Annotated in this window: 19 protein-coding genes and 4 tRNA genes; 5 read left to right on the top strand and 18 right to left on the bottom strand. The window is 70.9% G+C overall.

Going from position 1 to position 21429, the window contains the following annotated elements; genetic code table 11:
* Positions 1-189: 189 nt before the first annotated feature.
* From ACFSL2_RS15880 to ACFSL2_RS15865, 4 genes are all read right to left on the bottom strand, one after another.
* A complete protein-coding gene (locus ACFSL2_RS15880) occupies positions 190-561 on the bottom strand; it encodes a hypothetical protein (protein ID WP_377198760.1) in 372 nt (123 codons plus the stop codon).
* 117 nt (positions 562-678) lie between these two features.
* A tRNA-Phe gene (locus ACFSL2_RS15875) sits at positions 679-751 on the bottom strand.
* A 51-nt stretch (positions 752-802) separates the two neighbouring features.
* Positions 803-876, bottom strand: a tRNA-Asp gene (locus ACFSL2_RS15870).
* Positions 877-1020: 144 nt separating this feature from the next.
* Positions 1021-1093: transfer RNA gene (locus ACFSL2_RS15865), tRNA-Glu, on the bottom strand.
* A 114-nt stretch (positions 1094-1207) separates the two neighbouring features.
* Here ACFSL2_RS15865 and ACFSL2_RS15860 point away from each other — a divergent pair.
* Positions 1208-1552, top strand: coding sequence for a metallopeptidase family protein (locus ACFSL2_RS15860; protein WP_377200834.1), 345 nt, complete (start codon positions 1208-1210; stop codon positions 1550-1552).
* A 52-nt stretch (positions 1553-1604) separates the two neighbouring features.
* Here the strand turns inward: ACFSL2_RS15860 and ACFSL2_RS15855 are convergent, their stop codons facing one another.
* The gene (locus ACFSL2_RS15855) at positions 1605-2966 is read right to left on the bottom strand and encodes a M15 family metallopeptidase (RefSeq protein ID WP_377198759.1); all 1362 of its coding nucleotides are present in this window, start codon (positions 2964-2966) and stop codon (positions 1605-1607) included.
* Between the two features lie 511 nt (positions 2967-3477).
* Here ACFSL2_RS15855 and ACFSL2_RS15850 point away from each other — a divergent pair.
* Positions 3478-4089 (top strand): antibiotic biosynthesis monooxygenase, encoded by a 612-nt coding sequence (locus tag ACFSL2_RS15850; RefSeq protein ID WP_377198758.1) that lies wholly within the window; start codon positions 3478-3480, stop codon positions 4087-4089.
* A 51-nt stretch (positions 4090-4140) separates the two neighbouring features.
* Here ACFSL2_RS15850 and ACFSL2_RS15845 read toward each other — a convergent pair whose 3' ends face one another.
* The 3 genes from ACFSL2_RS15845 to ACFSL2_RS15835 all read right to left on the bottom strand — a co-directional run bounded on the left by ACFSL2_RS15845 (position 4141) and on the right by ACFSL2_RS15835 (position 7052).
* Positions 4141-4995 carry a glycerophosphodiester phosphodiesterase gene (locus ACFSL2_RS15845; protein WP_377198757.1) on the bottom strand — a complete coding sequence of 285 codons (855 nt, stop codon included), beginning with the start codon at positions 4993-4995 and terminating at the stop codon, positions 4141-4143.
* A gap of 336 nt (positions 4996-5331) precedes the next feature.
* Complete coding sequence (locus ACFSL2_RS15840) at positions 5332-6780, bottom strand: FAD-binding protein (RefSeq protein ID WP_377198756.1); 1449 nt, start codon at positions 6778-6780, stop codon at positions 5332-5334.
* A 199-nt stretch (positions 6781-6979) separates the two neighbouring features.
* A tRNA-Lys gene (locus ACFSL2_RS15835) sits at positions 6980-7052 on the bottom strand.
* 222 nt (positions 7053-7274) lie between these two features.
* On the opposite strand from ACFSL2_RS15835, the gene ACFSL2_RS15830 reads away from it, so the two are divergent.
* Positions 7275-7559 carry an iron-sulfur cluster biosynthesis family protein gene (locus ACFSL2_RS15830; RefSeq protein WP_129782914.1) on the top strand — a complete coding sequence of 95 codons (285 nt, stop codon included), beginning with the start codon at positions 7275-7277 and terminating at the stop codon, positions 7557-7559.
* A gap of 157 nt (positions 7560-7716) precedes the next feature.
* On the opposite strand, the gene ACFSL2_RS15825 is transcribed toward ACFSL2_RS15830, so the two are convergent.
* Positions 7717-8484, bottom strand: a complete 768-nt coding sequence (locus ACFSL2_RS15825) for a M50 family metallopeptidase (protein ID WP_377198755.1) — start codon at positions 8482-8484, stop codon at positions 7717-7719.
* A gap of 187 nt (positions 8485-8671) precedes the next feature.
* On the opposite strand from ACFSL2_RS15825, the gene ACFSL2_RS15820 reads away from it, so the two are divergent.
* On the top strand, positions 8672-10174 hold the full coding sequence (locus tag ACFSL2_RS15820; protein ID WP_377198754.1) for a DEAD/DEAH box helicase: 1503 nt from the start codon (positions 8672-8674) through the stop codon (positions 10172-10174).
* Positions 10175-10281: 107 nt separating this feature from the next.
* On the top strand, positions 10282-10680 hold the full coding sequence (gene msrB / locus ACFSL2_RS15815) for a peptide-methionine (R)-S-oxide reductase MsrB (protein ID WP_377198753.1): 399 nt from the start codon (positions 10282-10284) through the stop codon (positions 10678-10680).
* Positions 10681-10696: 16 nt separating this feature from the next.
* Here msrB and ACFSL2_RS15810 read toward each other — a convergent pair whose 3' ends face one another.
* The 9 genes from ACFSL2_RS15810 to ACFSL2_RS15770 form a co-directional block, all read right to left on the bottom strand.
* Entirely contained in the window at positions 10697-11242 is a 546-nt protein-coding gene (locus tag ACFSL2_RS15810; RefSeq protein WP_377198752.1) for a MarR family winged helix-turn-helix transcriptional regulator, read from the bottom strand.
* Between the two features lie 153 nt (positions 11243-11395).
* A complete protein-coding gene (locus ACFSL2_RS15805; protein WP_377198751.1) occupies positions 11396-13012 on the bottom strand; it encodes a DHA2 family efflux MFS transporter permease subunit in 1617 nt (538 codons plus the stop codon).
* A complete protein-coding gene (locus ACFSL2_RS15800) occupies positions 13009-13515 on the bottom strand; it encodes a MarR family winged helix-turn-helix transcriptional regulator (RefSeq protein WP_377198750.1) in 507 nt (168 codons plus the stop codon). Before ACFSL2_RS15800 ends, ACFSL2_RS15805 begins: the two co-directional genes overlap by 4 nt.
* Before the next feature lie 189 nt (positions 13516-13704).
* Positions 13705-15147 (bottom strand): sugar porter family MFS transporter, encoded by a 1443-nt coding sequence (locus tag ACFSL2_RS15795; protein WP_377198749.1) that lies wholly within the window; start codon positions 15145-15147, stop codon positions 13705-13707.
* Between the two features lie 99 nt (positions 15148-15246).
* Positions 15247-16251 (bottom strand): inorganic phosphate transporter, encoded by a 1005-nt coding sequence (locus tag ACFSL2_RS15790; RefSeq protein WP_377198748.1) that lies wholly within the window; start codon positions 16249-16251, stop codon positions 15247-15249.
* A 1-nt stretch (position 16252) separates the two neighbouring features.
* Positions 16253-16870: a DUF47 domain-containing protein gene (locus ACFSL2_RS15785; RefSeq protein WP_377198747.1), complete on the bottom strand. Its 618-nt coding sequence runs from the start codon at positions 16868-16870 to the stop codon at positions 16253-16255.
* Positions 16871-17208: 338 nt separating this feature from the next.
* The gene (locus ACFSL2_RS15780) at positions 17209-17808 is read right to left on the bottom strand and encodes a hypothetical protein (protein WP_377200833.1); all 600 of its coding nucleotides are present in this window, start codon (positions 17806-17808) and stop codon (positions 17209-17211) included.
* A gap of 83 nt (positions 17809-17891) precedes the next feature.
* Complete coding sequence (locus ACFSL2_RS15775; RefSeq protein WP_377200832.1) at positions 17892-18845, bottom strand: NUDIX hydrolase; 954 nt, start codon at positions 18843-18845, stop codon at positions 17892-17894.
* A gap of 77 nt (positions 18846-18922) precedes the next feature.
* Positions 18923-21403, bottom strand: a complete 2481-nt coding sequence (locus ACFSL2_RS15770) for an RNA degradosome polyphosphate kinase (protein WP_377198746.1) — start codon at positions 21401-21403, stop codon at positions 18923-18925.
* Positions 21404-21429: the final 26 nt, after the last annotated feature.

Here is a 21429-nt window from a genome sequence, read left to right as displayed (position 1 = left end):
AAAAGAGCTGAAGGAGACCGATCGTGAAAAAGCAAAAACTGGAAGGAATTGCCTTGGCGTCACCAGTGGGCAGCGTTCCCGGACGTTGAGGAGCGTCCCGTTTAGTGGACCGGCGGCGTCGGTCACCAGAAAACGCCGGTGCGGTTATCGGCAAAGCGCACGCCGTGCGTCCGGGTGGATCTGGCCGGCTCAGCCCGGTGGACCACCCCAGGTGACGAACTGGTCGGCGAGCACACCGAGCAGCAGCAGGCCACCGAGCCCCCATGCGGCCGCGAGGCCACGGTGCCGACCGACGGTGAGCAGGACGAACGTCACGGCGCTGTAGCTCAGCGAGATCACGACCGCGGAGACGAACGCCGCGGTGAAGCGGAGCTCGGGTGAACAGCCAGGTGGACCGGGGTAGGTGAGCATGCAGACCGTTCCGGGTGCCGGCGGGTGCGCGAGGGTCCAGACGTTCACGAGCGCCCAGCCGGCGATCACCGCGGCGGCGACGAGCTCGAGCGCGAGCACCGCTGTGCGGAGCGTGGCCCGGTCCTGGACGTTCGCGTCAGCGTCTCCCACGGTCCGAGAGCCTAGCGGGAGGCGGTCCCGATGCGGTGGGCTCGGATGCGACGGGCTCGTCGTGGACTGCTCGCAGAAAGAAAACCCCCGGAACCAAGGGTTCCGGGGGTTTCGCTGTGGCTCCGACCGGCGTCGATCCGGTGACCTTTCGATTTTCAGTCGAACGCTCTACCAACTGAGCTACAGAGCCCTAGCGCGAACGCCCGGATAGTCGAGACCGACCATCCGGGCGCCTCTCGCGCGACCCTGACGGGACTTGAACCCGCGACCTCCGCCGTGACAGGGCGGCGCGCTAACCAGCTGCGCTACAGGGCCTTGGACGCTACCCGCGTCCGGGGGGCTCGTTTCGAACCGTGAGGATCTTAACCCACCGCGGGCCCGAATCTGAAATCAGATCCGGACTCCGCCGAGATGACCTGCCTCACAGCAGTCAAAACGTGGCTCTGACGAGCCCCTTCGTACCCCCAACGGGATTCGAACCCGTGCTACCGCCGTGAAAGGGCGGGGTCCTAGGCCGCTAGACGATGGGGGCGCTGAGACGTGGCAAGTCTACAGACGGTTGGAGGCTCTGCTGGACAGTCCGAGGAGTGGTCTGCGCGACGCTCGTCACCGGGCCCGGGTCAGGGATGATGGGCGCGTGGTGGAGATGACGCGCGAGGACTTCGAGACGGCTGTGAGCGAGGGACTGGACCTCGTTCCGGCTGATCTCGCTGCGCAGATGGACAACGTGGTGGTGCTCGTCGAGGACGACGCCCCCGCGGACGCCCCGGACCTGCTGGGCCTCTACGAGGGCGTTCCGCTCACGGAGCGCGACCACATGTGGGCCGCCGGAGCCCTGCCGGACCGCATCACCATCTACCGCAACCCCACGCTCGCGTTCTGCGAGACCCGCGACGACGTGGTCGAGGAGGTGGCCGTGACCGTGGTCCACGAGATCGCCCACCACTTCGGGATCGACGACGACCGGCTGCACGAGCTCGGCTGGGCATGACGAAGCCGGCTCCGCGAAGCGCTGCTTCGCGGAGCCGGCTCGGTCGTGCGGGTCAGTACGAGGTGCCGTACTCCCAGTGCCAGGCCTCCGGCTTGCTGCCGCCGGCCTGGGCCCAGCCCGGCAGCTTCCAGCCGTACTTCCCGGCGTTGGCGACCATCCAGGAGTGCTCGGCGGTGCCGAACGACTGGATCCCGCCGGACAGGTCGACCGCTTGCCCGAGCCCGTGGTTCGAGGTGCCGGGCACGGCGGCCAGGCCGCCCTTGGCCGCGGCGACCGAGACCTGGTCCCCGTAGGAGCGGTACCCGTCGGTCAGCGCCAGGTTGCGGCCGAACGCCCCACGGAAGGCGTTGTTCAGGTCCTCGAGCGACGCCGCGGCGTCGCACCGCAGCTGCTCGCCCCCCGCCCAGCTCAGGCTGCAGAGCACGTTGGACGGGATCTGACCGTTGCCGTAGTTCTTCGCGGTCCTGGCCATCTCCTTCGCCTCAGCGGCTCGTTCGGCGGCGGCTTCCCGCGCCCTGTCGGCCTTGCGCTCGGCGATCCGGGCCGCTTTGGCCTCGCGGCGTTCCTGAGCGGCCTCCTTCGCGGCGGCGATCTCCGCGGGTGTCGGGCCCGCCTTGACGGACACGACAGCGTCGCCGTCGGCCTTGGTGATGATCCGCTGGAGCGACTTCGTCACCTTCTCGATGTCGGCTGCCGACGGTGCCGCCTTGGCGGCAGCGGCCTTCGCGTCGGCCTTGGTGCCGGCCTTCGCATCGGCCTTCGCATCGGCCTTTGCCTCAGCCTTTGCCTCGGTCTTCGCGTCGGCTGCCTTCGCGTCGGCGGTCGCGTCGACCGAGTCCGCGAGGGGGGTGTCGAGGATCGGCAGGTCGGTGGTGTCCGGCTCATCGATCGCAGGGGCACCGGTGGCAGCGCCGGCCAGGTTGGTCGGCTCGGTGGCGGCTGCCACCGGGGTGCGCTCTGGTGAGCCGTCCTCTGCCGCTCTCTCGGCGCCGGCCGCTGCCCGCTCGCTGAGCGGGGTGCGCCCGGCGTCCCGGGAGGCGGCGGCGGTCGTCGCGCGGGCTGCCGCGACGGTCGTGCCGGCGGCGTCGTGGGCCCGTTCCAGCATGGCCCGCAGGTCCTCGGCGGCTGCCCGGACCCGCTTGCGGTTCTTGTGGTTGAGGTCGCCCTCACGCGTCACGTAGTCGGCGTCGGTCAGCACGGCGTCCGCCTTCTCGGAGGCCGACCGCACCTCCGGGTCGGTGACCACGGCACTGCCCACGACCACGCCACCGGGCTGGGGGGCCCGTTCGGCGGCGGCAGCGGTGCCCGGGGAACCGGCGGCCGTGCCGCCGCTCCCGGTGACACTGACCGCCGCTGTGGTGGTCAGGGCGACTGAGGTGAGCGCCGCGGCGAGCGCGAAGGACGAGCGGCGCACCAGGGGGTGGGGAAGGCGTTCGATGACGGCCGCATGCGCTCCGTGTGTGCCCGGGCGTCGCAGGCGACGCTGAACGAGGGCGTGGCCGCCGCGCGTCAAGGACGCTCCTGACGCTCGGTGGCGGGGACAAAGCGCGCCGTGCGGGGCGCGACGGGGTTCGGCGTCTGGGGCACGCTGAGCTTCCGTTCTGCGGCTGGGCACGGCGGCACCGTGAGGGCTTGTCCCTCGAACGGACGGTGACGAGATGCGCCGGCTGCTGTCAGGCCACGGCGCGCGACGGGTCGCGGGGTCATGGCGATTGCCGCAGAGAACCAGGCGCGAACGCCCAGGGGGTTGGTTCTCTGCGGCAATACTTAATGTTGAACGGTCGTCCAAGAGTTACGGAACCCCCTCCATGGAGGCGTGCCTCACAAATGCTGCGGGCAGACTGTGGGGTAGGAGTGAAGGGGCGACAACCTGGGGTGTGCGCGCTCACATTGATGGCTGCGAGGCCATGCGTGAGACTTCGAGCATGGCCCATCACGACCAGGCCGCGAACGGATCCGTGCCCACCCCCGCCGGACAGTCCGTCACCGTGTCCATCCACCGCATCGTCCATCCCGAGCACGTCCCAGAGGTCACCAGCTGGGTGCAGGCGGGCGTCAACCTCGCCAACCGCTGGCCCGGGTTCCTCGGCTCGGGCTGGATCCGCGCCGCCGAGGGGTCCCGCGACTGGCACATGCTGTACCGCTTCGCCGACGCCGACCGGCTCGCCGCCTGGGAGCAGTCCGCAGAGCGCCGCGAGTGGCTGGCGCAGGGCACCGGGCTGGTCGAGGAGCTGAGGTACCAGCAGCGGACGGGCATCGAGGGCTGGTTCGACGACCCCTCCCGGACCGACGAGCCGGCCGACGTCGCCTCCGCCGTGGTGCCGCCCCGGTGGAAGCAGGCGACGAGCATCTGGCTCGGCTTCTTCCCGGTGAACCTGCTCTTCACCGCCCTGGTCACCTACCTGGTGCCCGGCTGGGGCGACGTGACCCTGGTGCTCAAGGTGCTGGTCTCGACGCTGATCCTGACGCCGGTCATGGCGTACTGGGTGCTTCCCTGGGTGACGCGCCGGCTGCACGGCTGGCTGCATCGGACCTGACCGCTCGTCCGGCGTCCTCCTCACTCGGGGCCGGGCGGGTGGTGGGCGGGCTCAGGCGGGGGCCGCGGCCGCCCTGGGGGCCGGCACGCGCCGCGGGCGCCGCAGGCGGATCCCACCCCGGTCCGGCAGGGGCGCCTGGACCACCGGGCGTTCCGTGCGACCCGTGAGCCAGCCGGCGAGTCGCTCCGGCCGGTCGGTGATGACGGCATCGACGCCCGCGCCGCCGTCGGCCGAGACGAGCGTGGTCCAGGCAGCCGGGTCGTTCGCCGTCCAGGACATGACGCGCAGACCTGCGGCGTGCAGGCGCGACACGAGCCGCGGACTGCCCGCGACCGCGGCGACCGACGGGTTGCACGCGGCGACGCGGAGCCGCTCGCACAGGCGCAGCAGGCCCGGCGGGTCGAACGAGACGAGCAGGCCACCTGGGAGGTGCGGGGCGACGTCGCGCACCGTGGCGACCGTGCCCGGCCGGAAGCTCTGGACCAGCACCCGGCCGTCGAACCCCGCGGCGTCGATCGTGGCGGTCACCCGCTCGACCTGCCCGGTGTCCCACGAGCCCTTGAGCTCGAGCAGCAGGTCCGTGTCCGGGTGGCGGGTGAGCACACCGAGCACCTCGGCGAGCGTGGGCACGTGCTGTCCGGCGAACGCGGGTGCGAACCGTGCGCCGGCATCCAGGCCGAGCACCTCGCCCGCGGTCAGGGCGGAGACCTTTCCGGTGCCGTCGGTGGTGGCGTCGACGGTCTCGTCATGGATCACCGCGCCCACGCCGTCGGCCGTGGGCTGAAGGTCGATCTCGACGGCGTCCGCGCCCGCGCGGCACGCGGCCTCGACCGCGGCGAGAGTGTTCTGCGGGGCTACCGCGGAGTATCCGCGGTGGGCGACGACTGCGGGACGGGCGACGGTCATGCTGACCTCCGGGTCTGCGGTTCTGTCGCCACGCTAGGCCGATCCCCCGTCGCTTCCCAGCGGAGGGCCACGTGTTCCGGGAGTGTTCCGGGACAGTTCACCGGCAGGCCCGGAGCGCGCAGTGTCGGCCACCCGGCCGAAACCCGCGGATACGGCACGTCCGCCGACCAGATGCACGCGATGGCGATGGAGCTCGGGCGGCTCGAGTCGCGGGTGCCGGAGGAGTTCCAGGGGCCGGTCGAGCAGATCCGCGTGCCGTTCCTCCAGCTTCAGGAGGCGCTCGACCGCGCGACCGGGAGGAGGCCGAGCTGGACGTGGCGTCGACCGGCGCGGGCCTCAAGGCGTACCGGAAGCTCTGCTGACGTCCTCGAAGATGCCCTGGCCCGGGGTGAGCACCCGGCGCGGGTCGTACCGGGCCTTGGCGCTGCTCACCGCGGGCCAGCGGTCGGCGTAGTGATCGCGCCAGTCGGCCGGGCTCAGATGCAGTGCATTGACCGGGTAGCTGGTACCGCCGACGGCGCGGACGCGGGCGTACAGGGCGTCGTTCTCGCCGATGAGCCGCTCCGCCTCGGCGTCGTCGGGCGGGCTCACGGCGCGGAGCAGCGCGAGCAGGAAGAACACCTGGCCCTCGGGGACCATCACCTGGGGCCGCGTGATCAGTGACCGGTGGGTCGGGTAGAGCAGGGCGACACCCCCGGCGTCGGCGGGGGTGAGCGTGGTGAGCAGCTCCGTCACGATCTCGTCCGTGGCCGCGTCCGGGACGAAGAGGTTGAGCCACGGGCTGGGCAGCCGCAGTGCCTCGATCTGCTCCACGGTCTCGTAGATGCGGTTCAGCCACTCGAAGTAGGTGACGTCCACGACGTCCGCACCCGACGGGGCGAGACCGGCCAGCAGGACGTCGTCGTCGGGCGGCTCGCCCGTGAACCAGGCCCCGCCCTCGAGGACGAACGCGAAACCGTCGTCGTCCGTCGGGACGAGCTGGCCCTCCAGGTAGTCGAAGCGACCGTCGGCCAGAGCGGTGCGCTGGGCGGCGGTCAGATCGGTGACCCGCGGGTACGTCAGCGTGTAGACGCGCGCCATGGCGGGTGCCTCGACGAGGCGCACCGTGGCCCGCACGATGACGGCGAACTGGCCGAGTCCCCCGAGCACCGCCTCGAACAGATCGCGCTCCTGCTCCGCGGAGCAGGTCACGTGGCGGCCCTCGCCGGTGACCACCTCCAGCTCGAGCGTGTTGTCCACCAGCAGCCCGAAGTGCTGGGAGGCGCCGCCGATGCCGCCGACGCTGAGCGTGCCGCCCACGGACAGGCCGAGGTAGTCCGTACTGACGGGCGGAGCGACGCCCTCGGCCAGGGCGGCGCGCACCAGGTCGAGCCACTGCACTCCTGCGTCGACCACCGCTCGGTCGGCTGCGATCTCGTGGATCGTGGCGAGCGAGCGCGCGTCGATCACGACGCCGCCGTCGGTCTGCGCCTGGCCGAACGTGGAGTGGCCCTGGCCGCGTGCCGCCACCGTGAGGCCGTGCTCGTTCGCGAACCGCACCACGGTGACGACGTCGCGGGCGGAGGCCGGCCGCAGCACCGCTCGTGGGCGCCGATGGGCGAGGTGGCCGTAGTCGGTGGCCGCCTCGGTGAGCGACGCCTCGTCCGTGACGAGCTCGCCGTCGAGATGGGGGATCTCGATCGCCGCGGTGTTCTCCGGGAAGCTGGTCAGCCAGTGCGAGGTCACCGGGTCGAACGCGACGACGGCAGCGCCTGCCAGAAATGTGCGGCGATCGAGCTGTGCCATGTGAGCCCCTCAGCGTCGGGTGGGCGACCACGGTACCGGTAGGGGTGCTCGCGGTGGTGCTCGTTCCGTGGACGTGCTGTCGGGACGGGCTCGCGAGATGATGAGCGGCAAACTGCCTGCTTGCGGCGCGGTCCTGGCTTCTGGGCCTGGTCGCCCTCCGCCGGGGCGGGCGAGCTGCCTGGTGACGGCGCTGTCAGGGTGGGCCCCCCGGGGATCGAACCCGGAACCCGCGGATTAAAAGTCCGCTGCTCTGCCAGTTGAGCTAGAGGCCCGCGTGCCCGGCATCCGGGCGGCGCGAGTAGAAAGCCTACCGGTCAGGTCCGCTGACGTCGTAGGGCGCGTCCAGCGGGGCACCGTACGTCTTCGGTGGACGACTGTCACGCGCTGTCTCACCCATCGGGAGATATTGGGCCAATCCCGTCTCACGCTTGCGGTGAGCGGGTGGGCTTGGTTCGGTGGACGGGACCGCGGAGAACCAATGTGAGGAGCTCAACGTGCTCACCGTGACCGACAATGCCCGTACGGCCGTCCAGGACCTCGCCCAGCAGGCAGGCGTGCCGGTCGAGGGTGGCCTGCGCATCGCGCAGGCGTCCGGCCAGCCGGGCAACTTCGAGCTCGCGCTGGTTCCGGCCCCGCAGCCCGACGACCAGGTCGTCGACGCCTCGGGTGCCACCAACGTGTTCGTCGAGGCGCAGGCTGCCCCTGCTCTGGAGACGCTGACCCTGGACACCGACCCCGGTGCTGAGGGCCCAGGTTTCGTGCTCACGCCCAAGGCGTGACTGCTGGCGTCCTTGACCGGACGCCGACATCGTCGAAGAGCCCCCGGGAAGCTGCCACCAGGCAGCCTCCCGGGGGCTCTCCGTCGTTGGTGCCCTTCTACCCAGCGATCGGGCCCGGAAATCACGTGGATCCGGGCCCGATCGCTGGGTAGACGTCCTAGAGCGCGACGCCGAGGATCCAGGAGCCGCCGAGCGTCAGGGCGCCCAACGTGACCAGCAGGAATATCGCTACCCAGAACAGCCCCGCGACACCCGTCAGCCGGGCGAGCATGTCGGCGTCCGACGTCCGGGCCCGGCCCCGGGAGCGCTGCACCTGGAGCTCGAACACCGGCCGCACCGCGCCGAGGAGCAGGAACCACGTGACGGCGTAGGCGACCGCGCTCTGCACGGTGGGTTCGAGGAACCAGGTGACGAACACGAGCGCGGTGCCGCTGACCAGGATCGACCACAGCCCGAACCAGTTACGGATCTGCAGGAGCAGCAGGGCCAGGAGGACGACGAGCAGCCACAGCAGCCCGACGGCGTAGCCGAGCTGGAGCAGCCACGCGGCCCCGAGACCGATGATGCCGGGCCCCACGTAGCCGGCGAACGCCGTGATGACCATGCCGGGGCCGCGGGGCTTGCCACGCGACACCGTGAGGCCGGACGTGTCGGAGTGCAGCCGGATGCCCTCGAGCTTGCGGCCCGTGAGCAGCGCGCCGAGGCCGTGCGACGCCTCGTGGGCGATGGTGATGACGTGCCGAGTCACGTGCCAGAGCGGCCGGAACAGCACGACGACCAGGGCGATCGCGCACATGGCGAGCACCGTGAGCTGCGACGGCGGTTCGACCGGGGTGACCGCGTTGGTCCAGATGGTGCCGAGCACGTCGCCGATGGCGGCGAACGGTCCGGCGGAGCTGGTCGCTGCGGGAATCATGCGCCACATAGAACCACACCGAACGTGACGTGCGCCGCAGCCACTGCCCGGCGGACGTGAGAGACTGGGCGGTCGTGGGCGGTCTCAGCTGCCCGACGTCGTGGCCCCGGCCCGGGTTAGCACCCCAGCCGCCGGTGTGAGCACGGCGGACCACCGGCGCGATGTGCGCCGCCACCGAGCCCGAGAGGCCCATCCTTTGACTACCTTTGCCGACCTCGGTCTGCCCGCGCCCGTTCTGCGCGTTCTGACAGACCGCGGCATCACCTCGCCGTTCCCTATTCAGACGGCGTCCCTGCCGGACTCCCTCGCCGGTCGCGACGTGCTCGGCCGCGGCCGCACCGGCTCCGGCAAGACCCTCGCGTTCGCGCTGCCGGTCGTGACGCGTCTTGCGACGTCCGGCGCCCGTTCCAGCGCGGCAGGGCAGCCGCGTCGTGCGGCGGGTCGTCCCCGCGCACTGATCCTGGCTCCCACGCGTGAGCTCGCGAACCAGATCGACGACTCGATCGCGCCGCTGGCCCAGGCCCTCGGCCTGAAGACCACCACGATCTTCGGCGGCGTGGCGCAGTCGCGCCAGGTCACGGCGCTGAACGCGGGTGTCGACATCGTCATCGCCTGCCCCGGCCGGCTGGAGGACCTCCTCGGCCAGCGGCACCTCGCGCTCGACGACGTCGAGATCACGGTGCTGGACGAGGCCGACCACATGGCCGACCTCGGGTTCCTGCCCGGCGTGAAGCGCATCCTCGACCGCACGTCCTCGCGGACCCAGCGCCTGCTGTTCTCGGCGACGCTGGACAACGGTGTGGACGTGCTCGTCAAGCGTTACCTGCACCAGCCGGTCACGCACTCGGTGGACGACGCCGCCGCGCCGCCCCCGCTGATGACCCACCACATCCTCGCCGTGGCCGACAAGGACGCCAAGAAGAACGTGGTGCACCAGCTCGCGCAGGGCACCGGCCGCCGCGTGCTGTTCATGCGGACCAAGCACCAGGCGAAGAAGCTCGCCAAGCAGCTCACTGCCGCGGGCGTGCCCGCCGTCGACCTGCACGGCAACCTCGGCCAGGGCGCGCGTGAGCGCAACCTCGCCGCATTCTCGTCGGGCGACGTCCGGGTGCTGGTGGCGACCGACATCGCCGCACGCGGCATCCACGTCGACGACATCGAGCTCGTGGTCCACGTGGACCCGCCCGCCGAGCACAAGGCGTACCTCCACCGCTCCGGGCGGACGGCGCGTGCCGGCTCCGGCGGTGACGTCGTGACGATCATGCTGCCGGAGGAGCGCGGCGACGTGCGTGACCTGACCCGCAAGGCGAAGATCACCGCCCGCCCGCAGGACGTTCGTCCCGGCGACGCGACCGTGACCAGCCTGGTCGGCGAGGTCGCCCCGTACGTCGAGTACGTGCCGCCGGCCCCGCAGCCGCAGGGCCGCCAGGGCCAGCCCCGGAAGCAGGGCGGCCGGTCGCGCACCGGTGGCCAGAGCACGGCCCAGGCGGCCCAGGGCGGTGGCGGCCGGCAGGGCCAGCCGCGCAGCCAGGGCGCAGGACAGCCGACGGGCCAGCGCGGGGGCGGGCGTCCGGCCTCGGGCGGCGGGCGTGCCGCCGACCACTTCCCGAGGCCCGACGCGGCCGGCGCCCCTCGTCGGCGTCGGCGCGGCGGCCGTGGGCGCGGTGCGGGCAGCACGAACGCCTCCGCCGCGAACTAGCAGCAGACGTCTCGGACCCACAGGCCACCTGGCCCGTGGGTCCGAGGCGTTTCCGGAGCGGGAACACCGTGGGCCGGCAGACGGTTGAGATGCGCGGAGGTGTCGACATGACGTACAAGATCTCGAAGTCGGACGACGAGTGGCGTGAGCAGCTCTCGTCCCAGGAATACGCGGTGCTGCGGCAGGCGGGCACCGAACGCGCGTGGACGGGCGAGCTGCTCGACGAGAAGCGCACGGGAATCTACCGCTGTCGGGCCTGCGACGCGGAGCTCTTCCGGTCGGACACCAAGTTCGACTCCCACTGCGGCTGGCCGTCGTTCTACAGCCCGCTCGCCGGTGACTCCGTCGAGCTGCTCGAGGACCGTTCCTTCGGCACGGTGCGCACCGAGGTGCGCTGCGCCACCTGCGGCTCCCACCTGGGACACGTCTTCGACGACGCGCCGCAGACGCCGACCGGTGACCGGTTCTGCATGAACTCGGTGAGCCTCACGTTCGAGGAGAGCTGACGGCCGGCGGACCGGTTCAGCGACCGCTCTGCTTCCACGCCACGATGTCGGCCGAGTAGCGGTTGAGGAGCTGAGCCAGCTGGGCGACGTCCTCCGTCTCCCAGGTGGCGAGAGCACCCTCCAGCATGGCGACCCGGCTGGTGCGCGCCTGGTCGAACCGGGCGGCGCCGTCGGGAGTCAGGGTGATGCGCTGGCCGCGGCTGTCCTCCGGGTCGACGGTGCGCTCGACGAGGCCGAGCTCGGCGAGCCGGCTGAGCTGGCGGGACACGGTGGCCCGTCCCACACCGAAGAAGGTGGCGAGGTCGGAGCCGCGGGTGCCGGGCCGTTCGGCGATGTGCGCCAGGATCGGGTACGCACTGGCGTCGAGCTCGGGGTGGACCCGCCGGGCGATCGACGCGCCGGAGGACTGTGCACGGCGGATGAGCAGCCGGATCTCGCGTTCCAGGCCCTCGAACGGACCGGGGCCCGTGTCGTGGTCGCCGGGCGCCTCGGCGCCGGCACCGTCGCCGGGGACCTGGTCGCCGGACGCGTCCGTGCTGGATGTGCCTGTACTCGAGAGCATGGGCCCATGATGACGGGTCAAGCGCCGTGAACACAGCCCTCGGGTGCGAAATCCCCCGGTTGCTGCCGCCTTGTGCTGGTCGTCCTGCCGCTGGGACGGCGTGGTGCGACCGTGCCCACCCGTCGAGCCGGTCGCACCCACGCCCGTGGCCGGCTACGACCTGACGGGTTCCAGGTCCTTGAGCTGGTCGATGCCCGACCGGTGATCCAGCGGTACCTCCTTGATGAGGGACACGCAGATCAGCGCGATCACGGCGAGCGGGACGGCAGCGAGGAAGATCTCCGCGATGCCGTTCGCGTACGCCTTCTCGATCACCTCGACGAGGATGGGCGGGAGCACCGACAGGTCGGGCAGCGTACCGCCCCCGGACTGCAGTGCCGACGGGTCGATGCCCTGCTTCGCGAGCTGGGGAGCGATCTCGGTGATGCCCTCCTTCATGCTGCCCTGGACGCTGTGCCCCAGGATCGCACCGAGCGCGGAGACGCCGATCGCGCCGCCGAGCGACCGGAAGAAGGTCACCGTCGAGGTGCCGCTGCCCGAGTCCTTGATGTGCAGGGTGTTCTGCGTGGCCAGCACCATGTTCTGCATCAGCAGGCCCACGCCGGCACCCAGCACGAACAGGTAGATCGACACCAGCACGAACGAGGTGCGGTAGTCCAGGGTCGACAGGAGCAGCAGGCCGCCGGTCAGGAGGACACCGCCGGCGACCATGTAGGGCTTGTACCGACCCGTCCGGGAGATGATCTGCCCGCCGATCGTGGACGACAGGAACAGGCCGACGACCATCGGGATCGTGTACAGGCCGGACTCCGTGGGCGTCTTGCCCCGCGAGAGCTGCATGTACTGGCTGAGGAACACCGACGAGCCGAACATGGCGACGCCCACCGCGACCGACCCGATCACCGCCAGGACCAGCGTCCGGTTCTTGAAGAGGTACATCGGGATGAGCGGGGTCTTGACCCGCAGCTCGACGAGTACGGCGACCGCCAGGATGACCAGGGCGCCGCCGGCCAGGACCGCCGTCTGCCAGGAGATCCAGTCGAACTCGGTGCCCGCGAACGTGATCCACACCAGCAGGGACGCGATTCCCGCGGAGATCAGCGTGGCGCCGGCGATGTCGATCCGCCCCGCACCGCGCGGCCGCTTCGGGAGCCGCAGCGTCAGCTGCAGCACGATGATCGAGGCGACCGCGAACGGCAGGCCCACGAAGAAGTTCCAGCGCCAGTTGATCGCGTCCGTGAGGAATCCGCCGAGGACCGGACCGCCGACCATGCCGATGCCCATGATCGAGCCCATCAGGCCCATGTACCGGCCACGCTGCCGGGGGCTGATGATGTCGGCGATGAGGATCGCGGAGAGGGACTGCAGGCCGCCCGCCCCGATGCCCTGGAAGGCACGGAAGGTGATGAGCTGGCCGGCGTCCTGGGCGAAGCCCGCGGCGGCCGCGGACAGCACGGAGATGATCAGGGCGATCTGGATCAGCGTCTTGCGGTTGGTGAGGTCGGCGAGCTTGCCCCAGATCGGGGTGGAGATCGTCGACGTCAGCAGGGTGGCCGTCACGACCCAGGTGAAGGCGGACTGGCCGCCCCCGAGGTCGGTGATGATCTTCGGCAGCGACGACGACACGACCGACATCGCCAGCACCGAGACGAACATGCCGAGGAGGATCCCGGACAGTGCCCGGAGGACCTCCCGGTGCGTCATGGCGGGTGGTTCGCCCTGGAGGTGTTCGGCATCCGCCTCGAGCGGCGCGGTGGTGGGGCTGGTCATGCAAACTCCTGCTGGTTCTGGGGCGATCTCTGGTGCGTGATGTCCGCACTGATGGTGTCGACGAGGCGGTTCAGCGTGCCGATCGCCGTGTCGAGGTCCTCGGGCGACCAGGCGGTGAACGCCCGGTCGATCAGGTTCGTGTATGCCGCGGAGGCTTCGGCGGCGAGCGCACGGCCCGCTGCGGTCAGCTCCACCGTGCGGACGCGGCGGTCCTCGACGTCGACGGTGCGGACGACATATCCGGCGTCGGCCAGCGTGCTCACCTGGCGGCTCGCGACGGAGAGGTCGACGCGCAGGTGCGCGGCGATATCAGTCAGGGAGGCGGGGCCGCACGTGGTGAGCACGTGCAGCACGGCCACACCGGAACGAGGCCAGTCGAGCTCCTGGGCGATGTGCGCCGCCGCCTCCCGCTGGGCGCGCGACAGGCTCTGGAGCGCGGAGACCAGGGCGACGGCGGGAGTCTCGGGGTCGGACGGCGTCCGGCGTGGGTGGGAAGTCATCATGCCTCGCGATTGATTGCTTAGAGCAACTATATCTCGATGGTTGCCCAATGCAAGGGTTTTGCGCGAACCGGTTCCGGATCCGCCCTGTGACCTGTACGACACGACGGGCGGGGCGGGTACGCCGTGCGCACGGCGAACGGCGCCGCCCCCGCGGTACGGGGACGGCGCCGTTCTCGGTGGGTCGGCGGATCAGGGCTTGGTGCGGCTCTTCTCGCTCATGTCCTCGAGCTCCATGCCCTTGGTCTCGGGCACCTTGGTGAGGACGAAGAAGAAGCTCAGCGCCGCGAACCCCGCGTACATGAGGTACGGCACCGTGGCGCCGAAGGCGGAGAGCATGGGCGGGAACGTCATGGTGATCGCGAAGTTGGCGATCCACTGCATCGCCGCGGCGACACCCAGGGCCGCGGCGCGGATGCGGTTGGGGAACATCTCGCCGAGCAGCACCCAGACGAGCGGGCCCCACGAGGCGCCGAAGAAGACGACGAACGCGTTGGCGCAGACCAGTGCCGTCACACCCCAGGGGCCGCTGAGCGAGATGTCGCTGCCCGACCCGGTGGCCTGCGTGAACGCGAGGGCCATGAGCCCGAGCGAGACGGTCATGCCGGCCGAGCCGATGAGCAGGAGCGGGCGGCGGCCGACCTTGTCGATGAGCGCGATGGCGATGAACGTGACGGCGACGTTCGTGACCGCCGTGATCGTGGAGACCAGGAACGCCCGGCTCTCGTCGAACCCGACGGCCTGCCACAGCGTGGTCGAGTAGTAGAAGATCACGTTGATGCCGACGAACTGCTGGAAGACCGACAGCAGGATGCCCACCCAGACGATCGGCTTGAGGCCCAGCGTGCTGCCCCGCAGCGAGGCCTGGGCGGCGTTGGCCTCGTCGATCGCGATGCTGCGGTGGATCTGGACGAGCCGGTCGTCGACGTCCTCGTCGGGCCCGAGCACGCTGGTGAGGACGGCACGCGCATCGTCGTCACGCCCGTTCGCGGCGAGGTAGCGGGGCGACTCCGGGATGCGGAGCGCGAGGATGCCGTAGACGGCGGCCGGGACGACCGCCACCAGGAACATCCAGCGCCACGCCTCCCACCCGAGCCAGAGCACGTTCGAGGCGCCACCGGCCGACTCGGCGAGGAGCTGGTCCGAGAGCAGCGCGGCGAAGATACCGACCGTGATGGCGAGCTGCTGCAGCGAGCCGAGCCGGCCCCGCATCGCGGCGGGCGCGATCTCCGCGATGTACGCCGGGGCGATCACCGACGCGATGCCGATGCCGACGCCGGCCATGAACCGCCAGAGGCCGAGGTCCCAGGCCGAGAACGCGATGGCCGACAGGATGGACGACACGAAGAACAGGATGGCGCCGAGCACCATGACCCGTGTGCGGCCCCACCGGTCGGCCAGGCGCCCGCCGGACCACGCCCCGAGCGCACAGCCGAGGAGCGCGATGGCGACGACGATGCCGGTGACCGACGGGTGCAGGGAGAACTGGCCCTCGATGGCGTTGACGGCGCCGTTGATCACGGAGCTGTCGAAGCCGAACAGGAAGCCGCCCACTGCCGCGGCGATCGCAAGGGCCGTTGCTTTGCGGTGGGCTGATCTCGCGCCGACACTCGGCGCCGATGGGGTGGTGCTCATGCGACCGATGCTAAGCAGCGCTCGGCGCCAGTCGCGCGCCGAGCCGTTCGCTGTGAAAAGCCTCTCGGGCCCGGCGCGCCCCGGAACGGCCGGGTCGGATCAGGCCAGGAACGGCCAGAGTGCCCAGGTGGCGAGTGCCGCCACGAGAGCTGCGGCCGGGATGGTGAGGACCCACGCGACGGCGATGTTCTTGGCGACGCCCCAGCGCACGGCGGACAGCCTGCGGGTGGCACCCACGCCCATGATCGCCGACGTGATCGTGTGCGTCGTGGAGACCGGGGCGTGCAGGGCGAACGCGTTGACGTACAGCACGAGGGCCGAGACCGACTCGGCCACGAAGCCGCGCGCGGGGTCGAGCTCGATGATCTTGCGGCCGAGCGTGCGCATGATGCGCCAGCCGCCCGAGTAGGTGCCGGCGGAGATGGCGGCGGCCGCGGAGAGCTTGACCCAGAGCGGGATGCCCGCCTCCGGGTTGGCCCAGCCGACGGTGAGCAGGGCGAGGTAGATGACGCCCATCGTCTTCTGCGCGTCCTGCAGGCCGTGGCCCAGCGCCATCGCGGCCGCCGACGCGGTCTGCGCGATCCGGAAGCGACGGTTCGTCCTGGCCGGTGCCGCGTAGCGGAAGATCCACATGACGGCGACCATCACCGCGAAGGCGAGGCCGAAGCCCACCAGCGGCGACACGATCATGGGCAGCACCACCTTGTCCACGATCGCGGACCAGTACACGCCCATGCCGCCGGCGACCCCGGCACCCACGAGCCCGCCGATGAGGGCGTGCGTGGACGAGGACGGCAGGCCGAACCACCAGGTGATCAGGTTCCACACGATCGCGCCGAGCAGGGCGCACAGGACGACGGTGAGCTCCGCGTGGGTACCGGCTCCGCCCAGGTTGACGATCGAGGTGGCGATGGTCTCCGCGACCTCGGTGCCCAGCAGCGCGCCGGCGAAGTTCATGGCGGCCGCCATGATGAGCGCGACGCGCGGGGTCAGCGCCCGGGTCGAGACCGAGGTCGCGATCGCGTTGGCGGCGTCGTGGAACCCGTTGGTGAAGTCGAAGCTGAGGGCGAGCGCCACCACGAGGACGACAAGAGCGACCTCCAACTCAGGACTCCTTGAGCGCGATGGTCTCGACCATGTTCGCCACCTTCTCGAAGCTGTCCGCGGCGTTCTCGAGGACCTCCACGATCTCCTTCAGCTTCATGAGCTGGACCGGGTCGCTCGCCAGGTCGTCGAAGAGCTGCGCGATGAGCTTGCGGTGCAGCTTGTCCGCCTGGTTCTCCAGGCGGTTCACCTCGACCCAGTAGTCGGCGAGCTTGTCCATCGAGCGCAGGCGCGGCATGGCGTCGGCGGTCAGCTCCGCGCACCGCTGGAGCACCTGGACCTGGTCCGACACGCGGTCCGGCAGTCCTTCGACCTTGTACAGGACGATCAGGTCGGCGGCCTCGTCCATCTCGTCCATGCAGTCGTCCAGCGCCGAGGCGAGACCGGAGATGTCCTCGCGGTCGAACGGTGTGACGAAGGTCTGGTTGAGGCGGCGCATGATCGAGTGCGTGGCCTCGTCCGCCAGGTGCTCGACCTCGTGCATCTCTTCGGCGAGCTTCTCCCGTCCCGCCCGGTCGGCACCGAGCAGCTCGGCCAACAGGGAGGAACCCCGGACGAGATGCTGGGCCAGTGCGGCGAGAAGATCGAAGTACTTGGTGTCGCGCGGAGTAAGGCGCACGAGTGCTCCCGTTCTGAGGGCTCTGGAACAGGCTCAGCGTAGAGCTGTTGCCGACTATCGCCAATTTGCAAGGTCGCGCTTTGGTAACCCGTGACAAACGGCACAGGCTGCGTGGGCAGAGCTCCTCCGACGGCGGATGCCGGTCAGGAGAGGGAAGTGAGAGCGACGCCGAACCGGGAGCGCCTCTCGGCGCGGGGCCGCTCGTAGCGGCTTGAGGTGGAGCCCGGGGCTACCGCAGCCCGGCGTCGCCTGCACCATCCTAGTGGCGTGTGCGGATCTGCCAAGGGGGTCGGACGTCACAACGCTCCGGCGACCTCTCTGCTTGACAGCGCGCCGCGCTACTCGAGGGAACCGGTTCGCCACAGGCCACCGGCGCGTTCCAGCTCTTCGGCGGTGCGCAGCAGGGAGCTCGCGCTGCGGGTCATCCGGGTGGCGCCGGTGGGGTCCGCGACCTCGCGGGAGTCGGCGTCGAACGCGGCTCCGGTCGACAGGATGCGGCAGAAGGCGCCGGCTCGTTCGAGGGCGACGGCGAGGTCACCGGTGAAGACACCGGACAGCACGGCGTCGGCCAGGATCTGCAGGTCACCGGGCTCGGGAGGGCTGGGAACGCCCGCGACGGCCTCCTGGACCGGTGCGGCCTCCACACCGAGCCGATACCTGAGCATGACGGTAGGCATGTCGCGGCGCACCCATTCGCGCAGCACGTACAGCCGCCAGAGGGAGCCGGGCAGGGAGACGGGGGCGGCGTCCGCCCACAGGCCGGCCACCGTGTCGAGCCCTTCGTTCTCGACCAGGTGGATGAGCCGCTCCACGACCGCCGGGTCCTCGGTGGTGCGTGCACGGTCCACGAGGGCGCGTGCCGTCGCGTGCGCGACCTCGTCGCGCAGGGCAGGGTCCACCTCGCCGGGAAGTGCCTCGGCGTCCCGGGGGTCCAGCATGGCCGGCCGTCTCGGCGGTCGTTGGTCGCTGCTCATGGTGACCGATAGTGCGCCCGAAGCCGGGCGTGTGTCTACCACCACCGTCACCAGACCGGCGGGTTCACCTTTTCGGTGGCGACGACCCGCGGTCCCGTGGCGGTATCGGCGACGTGCGCCACGAGGACCTCGCCGGGCTCGAGGAACGGATCGGTCGTCGGCAGGCCGTCGGCCACCGTCCGGGACGCATGCTGGCCCAGCACGTCGAGCACCGTGGGCAGGACCGGACGGTGGGTGCAGATCACCGACGACTCGGTGGTCTCCTCCAGCAGGTCGCGCACGGTCGCGGCGACGCGTGACGGCGACCGTTCGTGCTGCGCCTCGGTGAGGTACTCGCTGTAGCTCGGCCGCAGGCCGGCGGCCCGCACGTACGGGTCGATGGTGGTGGCGCACCGCTCCCACCGGGAGCTGATGACGTGCTCGACGCCGTACGCCGCCAGCACCGGGACCAGCGCGGCAGCCTGCCCGTGCCCGAGCGGGGTGAGCGGGCGGTCCCGTTCCGAGCCGTGCCACGCGGTACGCGGCACCGCGCGGCCGTGCCGCGCGATGACCAGCGTGCGGGTGTCGAGCACCCCCTCGGCCTCGGCGGCCACCAGGGCGTTCAGTGGGCCACGGTCGGACGACCGGGTGAGGCGTCGCTCCGCCTCGGCCACGTCGATCCACTCCGTGCGGTCGACCTCCGCACGGTCGACGGGCGCCACCGGCGCACGGGCCGTGAGGGCCGCCGTGTCCCGCCCTTTGCGGGCGCGACGCGCCGCCCAGTAGTGCACGCGCTTCACAGCACCGTCAGGAGTGAGGTACTGCAGGCCGGGCAGCGGGCGGCCCAGCACGATCTCCTTGCCCGTCTCCTCGCCGACCTCGCGGATCGCCGCACCCTGGAAGGACTCGCCGATCTCGAGCTTGCCCTTGGGCCACGACCAGTCGTCGTACCGGGGCCGGTGGACGAGCTGTACCTGCAGCCCGCCACCACGACGGCGCCACACGAGCCCACCCGCCGTCATGACGACCGGGGTGTGCAGTCCCGTGGTGGGCGGGGCCGCCGTCGTCGGACCCGTGCCCACCGCCGACCGCCTGCCGGTCACCGGGCAGGCTCGAGCCGGCGTCGCTGCCGCTGGATCAGGACCGCCTGGAGGTCGCGCAGGCCGTTGCCGGAACCTGAGGTCGGGCGCTCCCACGAGCCGTCCGGGAGGAGGTGCCACGCCGCTGTCGTGTCCGCCATGGACTCGTCCAGGAGGCCGATCAGCTCGCCCACGTGGTTCGGGTCGGAGATCCGGATCAGCGTCTCGACACGGCGGTCGAGGTTGCGGTGCATCAGGTCGGCCGAGCCGATGAACACCTCCGGGCCTGACGCCGGACCCTCGGCGAGGGCGGGCCCCACGGAGTTGGCGAACGCGAAGATGCGGGAGTGCTCCAGGAAGCGGCCCAGGATCGAGCGCACCCGGATGTTCTCGCTCAGGCCCGGCACACCCACCCGGATCGCGCAGATGCCGCGCACCACGAGATCGACCTGCACGCCGGCCTGGGACGCACGGTAGAGGGCGTCGATCACCGTCTCGTCCACCACGGAGTTGATCTTCATCTTGACCCACGCCTCGTGGCCGGCGCGGGCGGCGGTCGCTTCGCGCTCGATGCGTTCCACCAGACCGGAGCGCACGGCGCGCGGCGCGACGAGCAGGCGGTGGAACGTCGACTTCGGGGCGTACCCCGAGAGCTGGTTGAACAGGCGGGTCAGGTCCTGGCCGACGTCCGGGTTGCACGTCAGCAGCCCGTGGTCGGTGTAGAGCCGGGCCGTCTTGGGGTGGTAGTTGCCGGTGCCGACGTGGCAGTAGCGCAAGAGCGAACCGTCGGGCTCCTGGCGTACCACGAGGGAGAGCTTGCAGTGCGTCTTGAGGCCGACGATCCCGTACACCACGTGCACGCCCGCCTCCTCGAGCTTGCGCGCCCAGGAGATGTTGGCCTCCTCGTCGAACCGGGCCTTGATCTCGACCAGCGCGAGCACCTGCTTGCCTGCCTCTGCGGCATCGATCAGCGCGTCCACGATGGGGGAGTCGCCCGACGTCCGGTACAGCGTCTGCTTGATCGCCAGCACGTTCGGGTCGGCGGCGGCCTGCTCCAGGAACGTCTGCACGCTCGTCGAGAAGCTGTCGTACGGGTGGTGCAGCAGGATGTCCCGGCGGCGGATGGCGGCGAACACGTCGGTCGGCTTGGCGCTCTCCACCTCCGCGAGGTGGCGGTGCGTGGACGGTACGAACGGCGGGTAGTGCAGCGGTGTCAGGTCGAGGTCGGCGATGAGGTTGAGGCCCGTGAGGTCCAGCAGCGCGGGCAGCTCGTAGACCTCCTCCTCCTTCACACCCAGCTCGCGGACGATCAGGTCGCGGATGCGCGGGCTGATGTCCTTCGCGATCTCCAGGCGCACCGGCGGGCCGAACCGGCGCCGGAGCAGCTCCTTCTCCATGGCCTGGAGCAGGTTCTCGGCGTCGTCCTCCTCGACGTCCACGTCCTCGTTGCGAGTGACCCGGAACGTGTGGTTCTCCCGCACCTCCATTCCGGGGAACAGGTAGTCGAGATGCTGTGCGATGACCTCCTCGAGCGGCACGAAGGAGAGCGGACCGCGCTGCGGGTCGGCCTTCTTCGTGCCGGGGCGCCGCGGCTTGCCCGACGCGTCCACCGCGATGAAGCGGGGGAGCAGCGGCGGCACCTTGACGCGGGCGAAGTGCTCCTTGCCCGTCGTCGGGTTCGCGACCACCACCGCGAGGTTGAGGGAGAGACCCGAGATGTACGGGAACGGGTGGGCTGGGTCCACCGCGAGCGGCGTGAGCACCGGGAAGATCTGCTTGCGGAAGAACTTGTGCAGGCGTTCCTGCTCCTTGGTGTCCAGCTCGTTCCAGTGCACCAGGGTGATGCCCTCGCCGGCCAGCGCGGGTTGCACGTCGTCCTCGAACACGCGCGCGTGCCGCTCCATGAGCGAGTGCGCCTCCTCCGAGATGCGCGACAGGGCCTGGCGCGGGCTGAGCCCCGAGGCGCTCGTGACCGCGATGCCGGTCGCGATCCGACGCTTCAGTCCGGCCACCCGCACCATGAAGAACTCGTCCAGGTTCGACGCGAAGATGGCCAGAAAGCGCACGCGCTCCAGCAACGGGATGCGCGGGTCCTCCGCGAGCTCCAGCACCCGCCGGTTGAACGCCAGCCAGCTCAGCTCCCGGTCCGCGAACCGGTCGACGGGCAGCGGTTCGCCGAGATGCGGCTCCAGCAGCGTCGTCCCGCCAGGGCTCTCCGCGATGTGCTCGGCGATGTGCGCGGCCAGGCTCTGGTCCAGCGTGTGCGGGTCCAGGATCTCCTCGGCCGAGGCCTCGCCCGGCCGGGGGGCCGGGGCCCGCTGGGCCTTCGCGGAGCTGCCGTTCGCGGTGCCATCTCCGTTGCCGGACCTGGCTGCCTGGTCACGGTGACCGTCGGACCTGCCGTTCATGGTCTCTGCGCTTGCCGTGCGGGGGCTCTGCTTCATGAATCGGCCGTTCTTGTCCCGGGTCCTGGCGGAGGTGTGCCCAGCGCTGTCCTTCATGTGCTTCATGGTGTCACCGTTCGGTA

It is taken from the genome of Promicromonospora aerolata, from assembly GCF_042682255.1.
GTDB lineage: Bacteria > Actinomycetota > Actinomycetes > Actinomycetales > Cellulomonadaceae > Promicromonospora > Promicromonospora aerolata.
This window is presented reverse-complemented; position numbering and strand designations above follow the sequence as displayed.